The sequence below is a fragment of the Zavarzinia sp. genome (assembly GCF_041650655.1).
Taxonomy (GTDB): Bacteria; Pseudomonadota; Alphaproteobacteria; order Zavarziniales; family Zavarziniaceae; genus Zavarzinia.
Map to the genome: position 1 here is coordinate 1 of NZ_JBAZKR010000101.1, position 13,091 is coordinate 13,091.

Here is a 13,091-nt window from a genome sequence, read left to right on the forward strand (position 1 = left end):
CGTGGGCGCCACCACCGCGACCTGCTTGCCCGAGAGGGCGGCGACGAAGGCCGCCCGCAAGGCGACCTCGGTCTTGCCGAAGCCGACGTCGCCGCAGACCAGCCGGTCCATCGGCTTGCCCGAGGTCATGTCGGCCATCACGTCGGCGATCGCCTTGAGCTGATCCTCCGTCTCCTCATAGGGGAAGCGGGTGCAGAATTCCTGGTAGAGCCCGTCGCCCACGTCGAGCCGCGCCGCGGTCTTCAGGGCGCGCTTGGCCGCGATCTCGATCAGATGGGTGGCGATCTCGCGGATGCGCTTCTTGAGCTTGGCCTTGCGCGCCTGCCAGGCGCCGCCGCCCAGCTTGTCGAGCTGGACCTCGCTGTCGCCCGCGCCATAGCGGGTCAGCAGCTCGATATTCTCGACCGGCAGGAACAGCTTGTCGCCGCCGTCGTAGGTGAGATGCAGGCAGTCGTGCGGCGCGCCCGTGACCTCGATCGTCTTCAGGCCCTCGAAACGGCCGATGCCATGGTCGACATGGACCACGAGATCGCCGACCGAGAGGGTGGTGGCGTCGGTCAGGAAATTGTCCGCCTTGCGCGCCCGGCGCGAGGCGCGAATGAGGCGGTCGCCCAGCAGGTCCTGCTCGGTGACGACGGCGAGGTCGTCGGTCTCGAAGCCGCGGTCGATATTGATCACCGCGAGCGCGACACAGCCCTTGGGCAGGTCGGCCAGATCCTTCACGCCCTCGACCGCCGCCAGCGGCTCGATGCCATGGTCGCGCAGCACCATCTGCAGGCGGTCGCGCGAGCCGATCGAGGTCGCGGCGATCAGGGGCCGCTTGCCGGCGCCGACCATCGCGGCCAGATGGCCGCCCAGCGCCTTGTAGGGCGTGCCGCCCTGGGCCCGTTCCGGCGCGAAATCGCGCCCCGGCCTGGCCTTCACGTCGAGCGCCGCCTTGGGCGACGCAAAGGGTTCCAGCACGCGCACGATGCGCCGGTTCAGCGCATCTTCGAGGCTGCCGCCGGTCAGATAGAGGAGGCCGGGCGGCGGCGGCTTGTAGACCGTGCCCTGGGACACCACGGTCTTGGTTTCGCGGGCGGCGACGCGGGCGGCGTGATAGTCGGTGACGAGCGCCAGGCGCGCCTCGACCGCGGGGCGGAACTGGGCATCCTCGGTCACCAAGGCACCCGGGCAATAGTCCAGGATGCTGTCGAGCCGCGGATAGAACAGGGCCAGCCAATGCTCGACGCCGGCATGGCGCCGCCCGGCCGACACCGCCTCGTAGAGCGGATCGTCGTCGGTCACCGCGCCGAAGAGTTCGACATAGGCCTGGCGGAAGCGGCGGATCGAGTCCTGGTCGAAGGGCACTTCGGAGGCCGGCACCAGGGCGATTTCCTCGGCCTTTCCCGTGGTGCGCTGGCTCTCGGGATCGAAGCGGCGAATGGATTCGATCGAATCGCCGAAGAAGTCGAGGCGGTAACCCTCCAGCTCGCCCGGCGGCAGAATGTCGACGATGCCACCGCGCACAGCGAATTCGCCCGCGTCCGCCGCCGTGCCCGCCTTGGTATAGCCGACGCGGGCGAGGAAACGGGTCAGGTCCTCGATGTCCAGTTCCTGGCCGGTGCGTGCCCGGATCGTCTCGGCCGCGATGGCGGCGCGCGGCGGCAGGCGCTGCAAGGCCGCCTCGACCGAGGCGATGACGACCCTGCCGCCCACCGTGGTCTTGGGCCGGGCCAGGCGGCTCAGCACTTCCATGCGCCGCGCGACGATCTCGGCCCCGGGCGAGACGCGGTCATAGGGCAGGCAGTCCCAGGCCGGCAGGACCAGGACTTCGAGCCCGGGCGCGAAGAATTCCAGCGCCGCCACCAGGGGCGCGAGCCTGGCCTCGTCCCGCGCCAGATGCAGGACGTCGATGGTCTTCGCCATTTCGGCGATGACCAGGGCATCGGCCCCTTCCGGCGCTTCGGCGATGGTGAGCCGGGGCCGGTCGTCGAGAATCTTGGGCGGGATGATCACGGTCGGTGGTGATACGGCTTGAAGGCCAGAAGGAGGTCGAGCACCGGGCCCCTCACCCGTTCCGGGATGGGGGCGGTGCCGGTCAGCCAGGCATAGATGTCCGGATCCTCCTCCTCGAGGAGGCGTTCATAGGCGGCGATCTCGGCCTCGCCGAAACCCGCGACATGGGCGTCGGCAAAGGGGCCGAGGATGACATCCGTCTCCTTCGTGCCGCGATGCCAAGAACGGAACCGCGCCCGCCGCCGCCTGATATCCAGCTCGTCTTCCTGCATGGCGGCAACATATAGGGCGGCCTTGCGCCGGTGTCACCTGCGGGCTTGGGCGACCGACTGCAGGAAATGCTCCACATCGACAGGCTGATAACCCAGCAGGGCACCGATTACCCGTTCCAGGTCGGGGTGCCACCCGGAGGGGCCCGAATAGATCGAATGGATCAGGCGCAGCGCCGGAATGCGCCAGGCTTCGGCGGGCAGAGCGAAATAAACGTGCAGGAGACGAATCTGCCGGCCGTCGGGCGCCAACTCGTCGATCCAGTAGTCTTCCCGCAGAAGTTGGCGATCCGCCACCAGGGCGGCGGCTTCCTCCTCCGGAAAATAGGCGAGCGGCTTCACACCGGCCCGCATCAGCGCGATCTCCCGTCCCTCGTGAGGACCGGTGCGGCCCTCTTCGCGTGCAGACGGCAGTGCAGCTCACCCCTCCGGCCAGAAGGTTTCGTCGATCGTCTCTTCGAACGTCCAAGGGCAGGCCGCAGGCATGGCCGCGTCGCCGAGGCCGGTTTCGGCGCCGGCCTCGATCGCCGCACGTCCATAGGCGCGCGTCATGGCATCGGGGAGCAAGGCACGCAGACTCGGATTGTCGGCCAGATGATCGGCCAGTTCACGGCGTTGGATACGGATGGTCGCCTGCCAGGACATCCCGCGGTGACCCGGCTGAAAATTCCATTTCAGGAGATGGGCGAGCAGCACTGTCAGCCGGTTCACGAGTTCCCGCCGCTCGCTTCGACCCATGCTCTCGATTTCCTCGGCGATATGCTCGACGTCGGCGGCGGCGAGCTTGCCGGCACGCAGCAGCGCCGCCTGTTCTTCCGCCCAGGCGTGAAAATCACGCTCGTAAAGGCTCGTGTTCGCGACCGCCATGACGACACCCGACCATAAGCTGGAACAGTATGCGCACGCCCTGACCCGATCACAAGATTGAGCGCCCAGGGAAAAACCGATAACCATCCCCCATGCGCCCAAACGGGAGAGGCCATGAAACATCTCATCCAGGACGAGGATGGCGTCTGGGACATCCAGCGCTATTTCGCTTACCTGGAGACGATCCGGGACGGGCTGCCGACTGATCTCCGCGCCTTCGCCACCGACATCGGCAATGTGCCGCTGACCGGCCCCGCTTGAGCGCCCCGGCTTGAGCCCATGGGGAAAACCCGATAACCATCGCCCATGCGCCCGGAACCCCTCCTGCCCCTGTTCGCGCCCCTGACCGTGCTGGCCGGGGTCGGGCCCAAGCTGGCCAAGCCGATCGCCAAGGCGGTGGGCGGCGAGCGGGTGATCGACGTGCTGTTCCACCTGCCCTTCGCCCTGATCGACCGGCGCGCCCGGCCGACCATCGCCACCGCGCCGCTGAACGAAGTCGCCACCATCGAAGTGACGGTCGAGGCGCACCGCACGAGCCGGAGCCCGCGCGCGCCTCACCGCGTCGTGGTCAGCGACGGCACGGGGGAGATGCATCTCGTCTATTTCCACAAGACGGAGGGGGATTGGCTCGCCCGCCTGCTGCCCGTGGGCGCCACGCGGCTGGTCAGCGGCCGGGTCGAATCCTACGAGGGTCAGCTCCAGATGACCCATCCGGATTACGTCGTAGCACTCGCCGAGGCCGACAAGATCCCCCCGGTCGAGCCGATCTATCCGCTCTCCGCCGGGGTCACCGCGCGCATCATGGCCAAGGTGGTGCAGGCGGCCCTCGAGCGGGCGCCGCAGGATCTGCCGGAATGGCTGGATCCCCATCTCCAGAAACGCGAAGCCTGGCCCGCCTGGCACGAAGCCTGGGTCCGGGTGCACCGGCCGGAAGGACCGCTCGACGTTTCGGCCGATCAGCCGGCGCGCCGCCGCCTCGCCTATGACGAATTGCTGGCCAATCAATTGGCCCTCTCCCTCGTCCGGCGGCGGCTGCGGCGCCAGCGCGGACGGCCGGTGGTGGGCACCGGCGCGATCCAGGACAGGTTGCGGACCGCCCTGCCCTATCGCCTGACCGGCGGGCAGGAGACCGCGATCGCCGAAATCGCGGCCGATCTCGCGGCGCCGACGAGGATGCTCCGCCTGCTGCAAGGCGACGTCGGCGCGGGCAAGACCGTCGTGGCCCTCTTCGCCATGGCGATCGCGGTCGAGGCCGGACGGCAAGCGTGTCTGATGGCGCCGACCGAACTCCTCGCCCGCCAGCACGGCAAGAGCCTGGAACCCCTCTGCGCCGCCGCCGGGCTTCGCCTCGCCGTGCTCACGGGCCGCGATTCGGGCGCCCCCCGGAAACGCCTGCTGGCCGAGCTGGCGGCGGGCGAGATCGACATCGTGGTCGGCACCCATGCCCTCCTCGAAGGCGAAGTGGCCTATAAAGACCTCGGCCTCGCCGTCATCGACGAGCAGCATCGTTTCGGCGTCGACCAGCGCCTGGCGCTCGCCGCCAAGGGCGAGAACGGCCTCGACGTCCTGGTCATGAGTGCGACGCCGATCCCCCGCACCCTGACGCTCACCGCCTTCGGCGACATGGACGTCTCGCGCCTGACCGAGAAGCCGGCCGGCCGCCAGAAGATCGATACCCGCATCGTCTCCCTCGCCCGCCTGGACGAGATGGTGGAGGCGGTCGCCCGCGCCCTGGAGCGCGGTGCCCAGGTCTATTGGGTCTGCCCCCTGGTGACGGAATCCGAGACCAGCGACGCGGCCGCGGCCGAGGAACGCTTCGCCCATCTGGCCGCCCGTTTCGGTCCCACCGTGGGCCTGGTGCACGGCCGCATGAAGGGGGCGGAGAAGGACCGGGTGATGCAGGCATTCGCCGCCGGCAACCTTAAGCTCCTGGTCGCCACCACGGTGATCGAAGTGGGCGTCGACGTGCCCAAGGCGACCGTGATGGTGGTCGAACAGGCGGAACGTTTCGGCCTGGCCCAGCTCCACCAGCTCCGCGGCCGGGTCGGCCGGGGCGCCGACGCCTCCTTCTGCATCCTGCTGGCCGCCGAGCATCTGACCGAAGGCGCCCGCGCCCGGCTGGAGACGCTGCGCGAGACCGACGACGGCTTCGCCATCGCCGAGGCCGACCTGAAGATCCGGGGCGCCGGCGAAATCCTGGGCACGCGGCAATCGGGCGTGCCGGAATTCCGCCTGGTCGATCTCGACCGTCATGCAGCTTTGATGGAAATCGCGCATGATGACGCCCGCCTGGCGCTGGAACGCGACCCCACGCTGACCGGCCCGCGCGGCCAGGCCCTGCGCCACCTCCTCTATCTCTTCGAGCGGGATGCGGCGGTCCGCTATCTCGCCTCCGGCTAGATCCCGAAGGATTGTTTCATGTCACAGGTCACGGTCACGATCGCCGACGGCATCGCCCTGGTCACGCTGAACGCCCCGCCCCACGGCCAGTTCGAACGGAGCACGATCGACGCCCTCGGCGCCGCCATCGACACGGTCGAGACCCAGGCGAGCGTGAAGGCCGTGGTGGTAACCGGCGGCATCCCCGGCGTCTTCGCCGACCATTATTCGATCCGCGAGTTCGAGGCGGTGGGCCGCCACCTGAAGGGCCACAAGCCGGCGGCGGACGAGGATCCCCTGCCCGCCGCCACCGCCTTCGCCGCCCATCTGGCGCGCATCGAGGCGAGCCCGAGGCCATGGATCGCGGCGATCAACGGCACCTGCATCGGCGCCGGCTTCGAACTGGCGCTCGCCTGTGACATCCGGGTCGTGGAGGACGACGGCTATTCGATCGGCCTGCCGGAAGCCAATCTGGGCCTGCTGCCGGTCGGCGGCGGGACCCAGCGCCTGCCCCGGCTGATCGGTCCGGCCAAGGCGCTGCAACTGATCCTGATGGGTCTCGTGGTCTCGCCGGTGCAGGCGCTGCAGCTCGGCATCGCGCAGGAAATGGCGCCGGACCTCGCCGTCGACGCCGCCATGGTGATGGCGCGCCGCCTGGCCGATCAGTTCGCGCCCGCCAGCGCCGCGGTCAAGCGCCTGGTGCGCGCCGCCGCGACGACCCCTCTGGCCGAGGGCCTGGCGGCGGAACGGGCGGCCTTCCTCGATCTCGTCGGTCAGGCCGAACCGCTCGCCCGGATGCACGACCTGAACCGAGGCGAGCGCGACATCTGCGACTGAACTCAGGCGCCTTCGATACGCCGGGCGACCCGCAGGCTCTCCACCGCGACCAGGCCGAGGGCGAGCCAGATCAGGGCGAAAGTCACCATATGGACGGCGGTGAAGGGCTCGCCGTTCACGAAAACGGCGATCAGGAACATGCCGGTCGGCGCGATATATTGGAACAGGCCGAGGGTCGACAGGGTGAGCCGCTTGGCCGCCGCGTTGAACCAGATCAACGGTACGGCGGTGACCACGCCCGCGGCGATCAGCATGATGTCGGTGCGAAGCCCGAGGCGGCCCAGGCTGGCGCTGCCCTGAACTTCCATGAAGGCCAGGATGGGGGCGGCGAAGATCGCCATCCACAGGCTCTCGACCGCGAGGCCGACGATCGGATCGACCGGCGTCATCTTGCGGAGCAGACCATAGATGCCGAAGGTCGCCGCCAGAATCAGTGCGACCCAGGGCGGCACACCGAGATAGACCGTGAGCACGGTAACCCCGAGTGTGGCGAGACCGACCGCCCAGCGCCGGATGCGCGACAGGCTCTCGCGCAGCACGACGACGCCGAGCAGCACGTTGACCAGGGGATTGATGTAATAGCCGAGGCTCGCCTCGAGGGCGAAGCCCGACTGCATCGCCCAGATGAAGAGATACCAGTTGGCCGCCAGCAGTGCCGCCGTGAGCCCGAGGGCGAGCAAGGCCCGGGGCGCCCGGAAGGCTTCGTGCAGCGCCGCCCCGCGGCCATTGGCGAAAACGAGGCCGAACAGGAACAGGGTCGACCAGACGGCCCGGTGCAGCATCACCTCGAAGGGCGGAACCCCGGTCAGCGCCTTCCAATAGAGCGCCAGCATGGCCCAGGCCGTATAGGCCGCGACGGCATAGGCGGCGCCGGCCAGTGCCGTGGCGCGAGCTTCGCTGCCGGGTCGGATAACGGAAATCTCGGGCATGATGCCGCCGTCGGTTACGGTCGAAGGACCGCGAGGCTCAGTTCAGGCCGCCGGTGATGTCGGGCCGGCCGGCCAGGATCATATCGACGGCGGCGCCGATCGCTTCCCAGGCGGCGCTGCCGCGGTCATCACCCACCGCCGCCATTTCGGCCGCGCGCATCAGGGCGACCGAAGGCGCCTCGCGGCCATAATGATCGACCAACTGGCGCGCCGTGCTCAGCACTTCCCGCGCCTCCTCCTGAAGGCTGCCGGACGGCAGCGCCGGACGCGGCTCAGGCGCGACATGGGGTGGCCGCCGCCGGGCGCGGCGCGGACGCGCTGGGTTGAAGGGACGTTTCATGGCTTCTTCTCGGCCACCGGCTTGAAGGCGCCGATCATGCCGTCGCCGCGCGCCACGTCGTCGGCGCTCAGGGCAGCCTTCACCTTGTCGCGGTTGCGCTGGGCATAGGGCGGGCCCTGCTCGACCGCGAGGGCGTAATAGACATAGGCCTGCACCAGGTCCTTGCCGACGCCGACGCCTTCCTCATACATGACACCGAGGTTGTACATGGCGGTCTGATCGCCCTGGCGCGCCGCACGCAGGTACCAGCGCGCAGCCTCGGCCGGATCGGGCGAGACGCCCATGCCGTTGTCATACATGGCGCCGACATCGAACTGCGAGGCGGCGTCGCCGGCTTCGGCAAGCGGCTTGAGGATCGCCATGGCGGTGGCGAAATCGCCCTTCTGGATCGCTTCCATGCCGGCATTCCGGTCCTGGGCACGCGCCATCACCCCGCCGGACATGGCCACGGCGAGCCCCAACAGGAACGCGGTGGACCATTTCGACAGGAAAGGCATGTCAATCTCCCGGAAGCGGGCACACCATCGATAGGTTTTGCCGCAAAGGCAAGCCCGACTCGGCGCAGACCAGCCCTGTCAGGGGGCTGCGACGGCTTCCGCGCTTCTCCTGGACGCCCCGGATGCTGTATCAGGGGAAAACGACGCAAGGCCGCGGAGCGAGAGAATGGACCGGGAAAAACGCGAACAGCTGATCGAGGCTTTGAACGGCCTGTCCGCCGAAGACGAGGCCGCGGTCCTCGCCAATGCGCGGAACGCCGTGTCGCTGCTGGCAGAATCCGGGCTCGACTGGGCCGATGTCATCATTCAGGTGGCGCGTCCCGAAGGTACCTTCTCGGCCGATTTCGACCACGGCGCGATCGACATCGACAGTGACGACGACGATTCGCCGACCCCGCTCAGGCTCGGCGACGCGGACGTGGGGCGTGTCCTGCACGCCCTCAGGGCCAGGGACGATCTCTCGCCCGAGACTCGGGCGGAACTGGATGATTTTGCCGGCGAACTGGCGGCAGGCCGCCTCGATTCAGGCGACCGGGCCTATGTCCTGGCCCTGGCCGGCCGCCTCGGGGTCGGCCGCCCCTGAAGCTCAGGGCCGCGGTGTCAGGAGAATCGGGCCGCCCGCAGCCGGAGTCGCGGGGGCCGGCGCAGCCGGGGACACCGTGACGCAGTCCGGCGCTCCCAGGGTCGAGCGGCAACGGGTCTGCGTCGTCATCGTTTCGAAGGCTGCCTGATCCCCGCCGGGCCAAGTCGACGGTTCACCGTGCCGCAGCGCCGGATCCGGAAACAGAGTTGACTGGCAAGCACCCAATAGGCACGCCAACGACAAGACGGCGATGCGTGCTGCTGTCCTTCTTTCCACCATTGCTGCTTTTCTCCGCCACGAATGAATGAATCTGCACGACTCTGGAACGGTTACATTACGTGACATCGGGCTCTAGGACCTTTCAGACGCCATGCAGCGCTGTGTCCGCCCCGCAACACTTTCAACCGAGTTGCCGCGCCCCGCTTCGGCGACCAATTCGGCTGTTGTTCGCCCTTTGGGTGCGGCATACATTGCCCCTGCGAACAAGCCAGCCTTGTTTCCGCCGTAATGCGCCAATGTGGGCGGAAGCGCTGGAAATTGGAGTGATTAGCCGGTGCCGCACCAATTGCGACTGAGTATGGTGGGCATTGGTTTACAATAGATGGAAATGGAACGGAGACGGTCATGAGACTTGCCCTGGGTCTGGTTAGCGCTGCCGCTCTTCTCGTCGCTGGCGCGGCTGCACAGGCCGACATGGTGTCCGGCCCCTACATCACCGGCTTCGGCGGCTATACGATCAATCCGGACACGGATTTCACGACGTCGGGTGGTGGGTCTGGCGAATTCTCGTTCAAGGACGGCTGGCTCGCGGGTGCGGCTGTCGGCTACGACTTCGGTCGGGCCCGGATCGAGTTCGAAGGTGCCTATCACAAGAACGAGTTCGACAAGGCGAGCGGCGCCCTCGGCTCCGTGTCGATCGACGGCAAGATCACCAACATCTCGATGATGGTGAACGCCCTCTATGACTTCGAGAACTCCTCGATCGTCACCCCCTATGTCGGCTTCGGCATGGGCGCCGCCCATCTCGAGGTGGACAGCGGCAACGATACCCCGTCCGACACCGCCTTCGCCTTCCAGGGCCTGGCCGGTGCCAAGATCGCCGTGACCGAGAACCTCTCGGCCGTGGTCGACTACCGTTACTTCCGCAGCCTGAAGGCGGAATTCGACGGTGTGAAGTTCGACTACCAGCAGCACATCATCACGGCCGGCCTGAGCTACAACTTCGGCACCCCGGCCGCCCCGATGGCCGAGCCCGCGCCCGCCCCGGTCGCGCCCGCTCCGGTCGAAGCTGCTCGCTCCTACATGGTGTTCTTCGACTGGAACTCGGTCGAGATCACCGCGGACGCGCAGCAGATCATCCGCGATGCCGCCTCGGCCGCGCAGACGCTCGGCGTCACCCGCATCGAACTGACCGGCCACGCCGACCGTTCGGGTTCGGCCCGCTACAACCAGAAGCTCTCGCTGAAGCGCGCCGAGGCGGTGAAGGCTGTCCTCGTCTCGCTCGGCGTGGCTCCCGACTCGATCACCACCGTCGGCAAGGGCGAGACCGCGCCGCTGGTGCCGACGCCGGACGGTGTCCGCGAGGCCCAGAACCGGCGCGTGGAAATCGTTCTGCCCTGATCCCCGTCGGCGACCGGTGGGCCAATCGCCAGTCGCCGATGTGGAACCGAAGGCCTGCCGGAATTACGACGGCGGGCCTTCGGTCCAAAGCAAACAAGTCGAAACGGAGAAGAAGATGCGCATTACCCTCGGTCTCGTCAGCGCAGCGGCGATCATGGTCGCCGGCGCTGCCGCTCATGCCGACCGCGTCGGCCCCTACATCAGCGCGTTCGGCGGCTATGTGATTCAGCCGAGCCTGGACTTCAAGGACGCAGGCGATCCGGAGAAGTACACCTACGATAACGAGAATGGCTGGGCCGCCGGCGGCGCGTTCGGCTACGACTTCGGCGGGCCGCGCGTGGAAGCCGAGGTCACCTACCGCCATAACTCCGGCGACAAGGCCAAGGGGAATATGGGGTACAACGAGCCCAACGTTACGGGCGACCTTTCGTCGCTCGCGTTGATGCTGAATGTTCTCTATGACTTCGAGAATTCGTCGCGCTTCACGCCCTATATCGGCGCTGGTGCGGGCGTTGCCTGGATCTATGCCAATAAGCTCGACGGCTTCTACGACGACGACGATACTCAGTTCGCCTATCAGGGCATCGCGGGCGTCAAGGTCGCCATCACCGGCGGCCTGTCGCTCTTCGTCGACTACCGCTACTTCGCGACCCTCGACCCGAAGTTCACGAACGTGACCGGGGCGAGCTCTGACGGCGAGTATTCGACCCACAACATCATGGCCGGCCTGACTTACAACTTCGGCGTCGCTCCGGCGGCTCCGGTCGCGGCTCCGGCGGCGGCTCCCGCTCCGGCGGCTGAAGTGGCCCGTTCGTACATCGTGTTCTTCGACTGGAACTCGACCGTGATCACCCCGGAAGCCAAGGCGATCATCGCCGACGCTGCCAACGCTGCGACCTCGCTGGGCGTCGCCCGCATCGAACTGACCGGTCACGCCGACCGTTCGGGCTCGGCCCGCTACAACCAGAAGCTCTCGCTGAAGCGCGCCGACGCCGTGAAGGCCGTGCTGGTCGGCATGGGTGTCCCGGCTGCCGGCATCACCACCATCGGCAAGGGCGAAAGCGCTCCGCTGGTCCCGACCCCCGACGGTGTCCGCGAGCCGCAGAACCGCCGCGTCGAGATCGTGCTGCAGTAATCCTGCCGCAGGGTTCGTCGGAAAGGGCGCCGGGAAACCGGCGCCCTTTTTCTTTGCCCGGAAACGCCGGCCGACAGTCGCCGCGCCGCCCGGGCTCAGCCCGCTCGATCGGGTGGCGCAGCAGCCGAGACTGCCAGCAAGCGTGCCGATCCGCCCCGATCCCGTAGCCCCATCGTCTCGGCGCCTGCTCGCCGAGGGCCGCCGCCGCCTGCAGATCGGGCGCTCGAGAGCACGCTCGCCGAGAGCAAAGAAAAAGGGCGCGGCCTTGAAGCCGCGCCCTTCTTTGTTCCTGCTCGTCCCTGGGTCAGCAGGGCTTGTTCAGCGAGGTCCGGACGATCACCGGGGCCTGCCCCGAGAAGTTGCCGATGTCCTTCGGTGCCACGGCGTTCACCTGGTCCAGAAGGCCGTCGATAATCTTGCAGTAGCCAGCCGTCTTCTGGCTGCGCTGCGAAATCTCGTTGGCCAATGCGGTCACATAGACGTCGAACTGCTTCATGTAGGCCGAGCCGTATTGGCGCTTGAACAGCGCCTGCAGCGTCGTGGTCTGAGTGACCATTTCATTCGAGAATTTGCGGACGAAGGCATTGTATTTGTCGGCGATCTTCAGGCTGGGATCGCGATGGCACTTCAGCGCCGCCACCATCAGCTCGGTCTGCAGCCGGCGAACATCGTCCGCCGCCCCCTCACCCGTCTTGCGGCAAACGGTCGGGGCAACAGTATCGGCCTGGATCTGATTGCCGGGCATTACCGGCGCCGCACCGGCGGCAACCGCCGGCAGGACCGGCTTCGGCACCGCCACCGTCGAACCGGAAGCCGCGGTCGGCTTGCGGCTCGGCATGGGCGGGCCACCGGGAACGATGGGGCCGACCGGTTCGGGATCGGCCGCGGCAACGACCGCAGGCTCCGCCGCCGGCGTGGCCGCCGCTTCGGGTTTAGAGGAACCGGAGCAGGCCTGAAGGCCCAGCGCCAAGGTCAGTGCCGCGATGGCAACGCGGGTCGACGACATCTGAAATGCCCCCTGCCAGGAACGAATCACGTATTATTACTGATACACTAGTAGCGAGTCAGGTGACCAGAAAATCAAACCAAGTCGGCCTCTATCGCCGTCTTGGGAGAAACGACGAATTCATGTGGCGCATCTTCGGATGCAGCCGCGGCATCCGGCGTCGAGGGATCCATCCCGCTGATGGTGCATCCGTCTCTTCCGCGCGCTCAGTTCGTTGTGCCCACGATCACCAGCGGAAGATAACTCGGCCGTGCAGCCCGGCGCCGCGGCCCGGCCTCGTCCGCTGCCCCCTCGGCACGGGGGCAGCGCATGACCGGCGGCAGGTGCTGGCACACGCCCGGCGGCTCGAAACGGCCCATGTCGCGGCATCCCATCGTCGATCTCGGGGCAATCGGCTGCACCTCGCAGGCCTCCGCCGGGCCGGTGAGCACCGCCTCCGACATCGCCAGCCCCAAGACCAAGGCAAGCCAAGGAATGAGATGCCGAGGCATGATTCCTCCCGGATTCCGCAAGAACCTGCCACGTCGGCCTGCTCCATGCGGTGACCATTCGGGGCGACTCTATCAATCGTCCGGGGTCGATACAATATAAGGTAGCGTTAAATTGCAGAGCTACCTTTACTTTAATTCAT

General features: G+C 67.5%; 14 protein-coding genes. 6 read left to right on the forward strand and 8 right to left on the reverse strand.

Annotation, left to right across the window (positions count from 1 at the left end; all coding sequences use genetic code 11):
* From WC493_RS18275 to WC493_RS18290, 4 genes are all read right to left on the reverse strand, one after another.
* Window positions 1–1,998, reverse strand: a 1,998-nt coding sequence (locus tag WC493_RS18275; protein ID WP_373067106.1) for a CarD family transcriptional regulator, incomplete at its 3' end; no start/stop codon positions are given.
* Entirely contained in the window at window positions 1,995–2,270 is a 276-nt protein-coding gene (locus tag WC493_RS18280; protein ID WP_373067107.1) for a succinate dehydrogenase assembly factor 2, read from the reverse strand. The genes WC493_RS18275 and WC493_RS18280, both read right to left, overlap by 4 nt.
* Before the next feature lie 33 nt (window positions 2,271–2,303).
* Window positions 2,304–2,621, reverse strand: coding sequence for a hypothetical protein (locus WC493_RS18285; RefSeq protein WP_373067108.1), 318 nt, complete (start codon window positions 2,619–2,621; stop codon window positions 2,304–2,306).
* Between the two features lie 66 nt (window positions 2,622–2,687).
* Window positions 2,688–3,134: a DUF29 domain-containing protein gene (locus WC493_RS18290; protein ID WP_373067109.1), complete on the reverse strand. Its 447-nt coding sequence runs from the start codon at window positions 3,132–3,134 to the stop codon at window positions 2,688–2,690.
* Between the two features lie 114 nt (window positions 3,135–3,248).
* Here WC493_RS18290 and WC493_RS18295 point away from each other — a divergent pair, with 114 nt between their 5' ends.
* From WC493_RS18295 to WC493_RS18305, 3 genes are read left to right on the forward strand one after another with little or no spacing between them, the layout of a single operon-like run.
* A complete protein-coding gene (locus WC493_RS18295; RefSeq protein WP_373067111.1) occupies window positions 3,249–3,395 on the forward strand; it encodes a hypothetical protein in 147 nt (48 codons plus the stop codon).
* Between the two features lie 45 nt (window positions 3,396–3,440).
* Window positions 3,441–5,534 (forward strand): ATP-dependent DNA helicase RecG, encoded by a 2,094-nt coding sequence (gene recG / locus WC493_RS18300; RefSeq protein WP_373067112.1) that lies wholly within the window; start codon window positions 3,441–3,443, stop codon window positions 5,532–5,534.
* 18 nt (window positions 5,535–5,552) lie between these two features.
* Window positions 5,553–6,350, forward strand: coding sequence for an enoyl-CoA hydratase/isomerase family protein (locus tag WC493_RS18305; protein ID WP_373067113.1), 798 nt, complete (start codon window positions 5,553–5,555; stop codon window positions 6,348–6,350).
* 2 nt (window positions 6,351–6,352) lie between these two features.
* Here the strand turns inward: WC493_RS18305 and rarD are convergent, their stop codons facing one another.
* From rarD to WC493_RS18320, 3 genes are read right to left on the reverse strand one after another with little or no spacing between them, the layout of a single operon-like run.
* Complete coding sequence (gene rarD / locus WC493_RS18310) at window positions 6,353–7,279, reverse strand: EamA family transporter RarD (protein WP_373067114.1); 927 nt, start codon at window positions 7,277–7,279, stop codon at window positions 6,353–6,355.
* A gap of 37 nt (window positions 7,280–7,316) precedes the next feature.
* Complete coding sequence (locus WC493_RS18315; protein ID WP_373067115.1) at window positions 7,317–7,619, reverse strand: hypothetical protein; 303 nt, start codon at window positions 7,617–7,619, stop codon at window positions 7,317–7,319.
* A complete protein-coding gene (locus WC493_RS18320; protein ID WP_373067117.1) occupies window positions 7,616–8,116 on the reverse strand; it encodes a tetratricopeptide repeat protein in 501 nt (166 codons plus the stop codon). The genes WC493_RS18315 and WC493_RS18320 overlap by 4 nt, the downstream gene beginning before the upstream one ends.
* Before the next feature lie 166 nt (window positions 8,117–8,282).
* On the opposite strand from WC493_RS18320, the gene WC493_RS18325 reads away from it, so the two are divergent.
* The 3 genes from WC493_RS18325 to WC493_RS18335 all read left to right on the forward strand — a co-directional run bounded on the left by WC493_RS18325 (window position 8,283) and on the right by WC493_RS18335 (window position 11,454).
* Window positions 8,283–8,699, forward strand: a complete 417-nt coding sequence (locus WC493_RS18325) for a hypothetical protein (RefSeq protein ID WP_373067118.1) — start codon at window positions 8,283–8,285, stop codon at window positions 8,697–8,699.
* 624 nt (window positions 8,700–9,323) lie between these two features.
* Window positions 9,324–10,319 (forward strand): OmpA family protein, encoded by a 996-nt coding sequence (locus WC493_RS18330; RefSeq protein WP_373067119.1) that lies wholly within the window; start codon window positions 9,324–9,326, stop codon window positions 10,317–10,319.
* Window positions 10,320–10,434: 115 nt separating this feature from the next.
* Window positions 10,435–11,454 (forward strand): OmpA family protein, encoded by a 1,020-nt coding sequence (locus WC493_RS18335; RefSeq protein WP_373067120.1) that lies wholly within the window; start codon window positions 10,435–10,437, stop codon window positions 11,452–11,454.
* 304 nt (window positions 11,455–11,758) lie between these two features.
* Here WC493_RS18335 and WC493_RS18340 read toward each other — a convergent pair whose 3' ends face one another.
* Window positions 11,759–12,460: a hypothetical protein gene (locus WC493_RS18340; RefSeq protein ID WP_373067122.1), complete on the reverse strand. Its 702-nt coding sequence runs from the start codon at window positions 12,458–12,460 to the stop codon at window positions 11,759–11,761.
* Window positions 12,461–13,091 lie beyond the last annotated feature (631 nt).

Bases quoted from the DNA above. Each gene is read 5' to 3' on its own strand.
- WC493_RS18340 (WP_373067122.1), bottom strand. From the start codon at position 12,460: ATGTCGTCGACCCGCGTTGCCATCGCGGCACTGACCTTGGCGCTGGGC.
- WC493_RS18330 (WP_373067119.1), top strand. From the start codon at position 9,324: ATGAGACTTGCCCTGGGTCTGGTTAGCGCTGCCGCTCTTCTCGTCGCT.
- WC493_RS18325 (WP_373067118.1), top strand. From the start codon at position 8,283: ATGGACCGGGAAAAACGCGAACAGCTGATCGAGGCTTTGAACGGCCTG.
- WC493_RS18305 (WP_373067113.1), top strand. From the start codon at position 5,553: ATGTCACAGGTCACGGTCACGATCGCCGACGGCATCGCCCTGGTCACG.
- WC493_RS18280 (WP_373067107.1), bottom strand. From the start codon at position 2,270: ATGCAGGAAGACGAGCTGGATATCAGGCGGCGGCGGGCGCGGTTCCGT.
- WC493_RS18295 (WP_373067111.1), top strand. From the start codon at position 3,249: ATGAAACATCTCATCCAGGACGAGGATGGCGTCTGGGACATCCAGCGC.
- rarD (WP_373067114.1), bottom strand. From the start codon at position 7,279: ATGCCCGAGATTTCCGTTATCCGACCCGGCAGCGAAGCTCGCGCCACG.
- WC493_RS18290 (WP_373067109.1), bottom strand. From the start codon at position 3,134: ATGGCGGTCGCGAACACGAGCCTTTACGAGCGTGATTTTCACGCCTGG.
- recG (WP_373067112.1), top strand. From the start codon at position 3,441: ATGCGCCCGGAACCCCTCCTGCCCCTGTTCGCGCCCCTGACCGTGCTG.
- WC493_RS18320 (WP_373067117.1), bottom strand. From the start codon at position 8,116: ATGCCTTTCCTGTCGAAATGGTCCACCGCGTTCCTGTTGGGGCTCGCC.
- WC493_RS18285 (WP_373067108.1), bottom strand. From the start codon at position 2,621: ATGCGGGCCGGTGTGAAGCCGCTCGCCTATTTTCCGGAGGAGGAAGCC.
- WC493_RS18335 (WP_373067120.1), top strand. From the start codon at position 10,435: ATGCGCATTACCCTCGGTCTCGTCAGCGCAGCGGCGATCATGGTCGCC.
- WC493_RS18315 (WP_373067115.1), bottom strand. From the start codon at position 7,619: ATGAAACGTCCCTTCAACCCAGCGCGTCCGCGCCGCGCCCGGCGGCGG.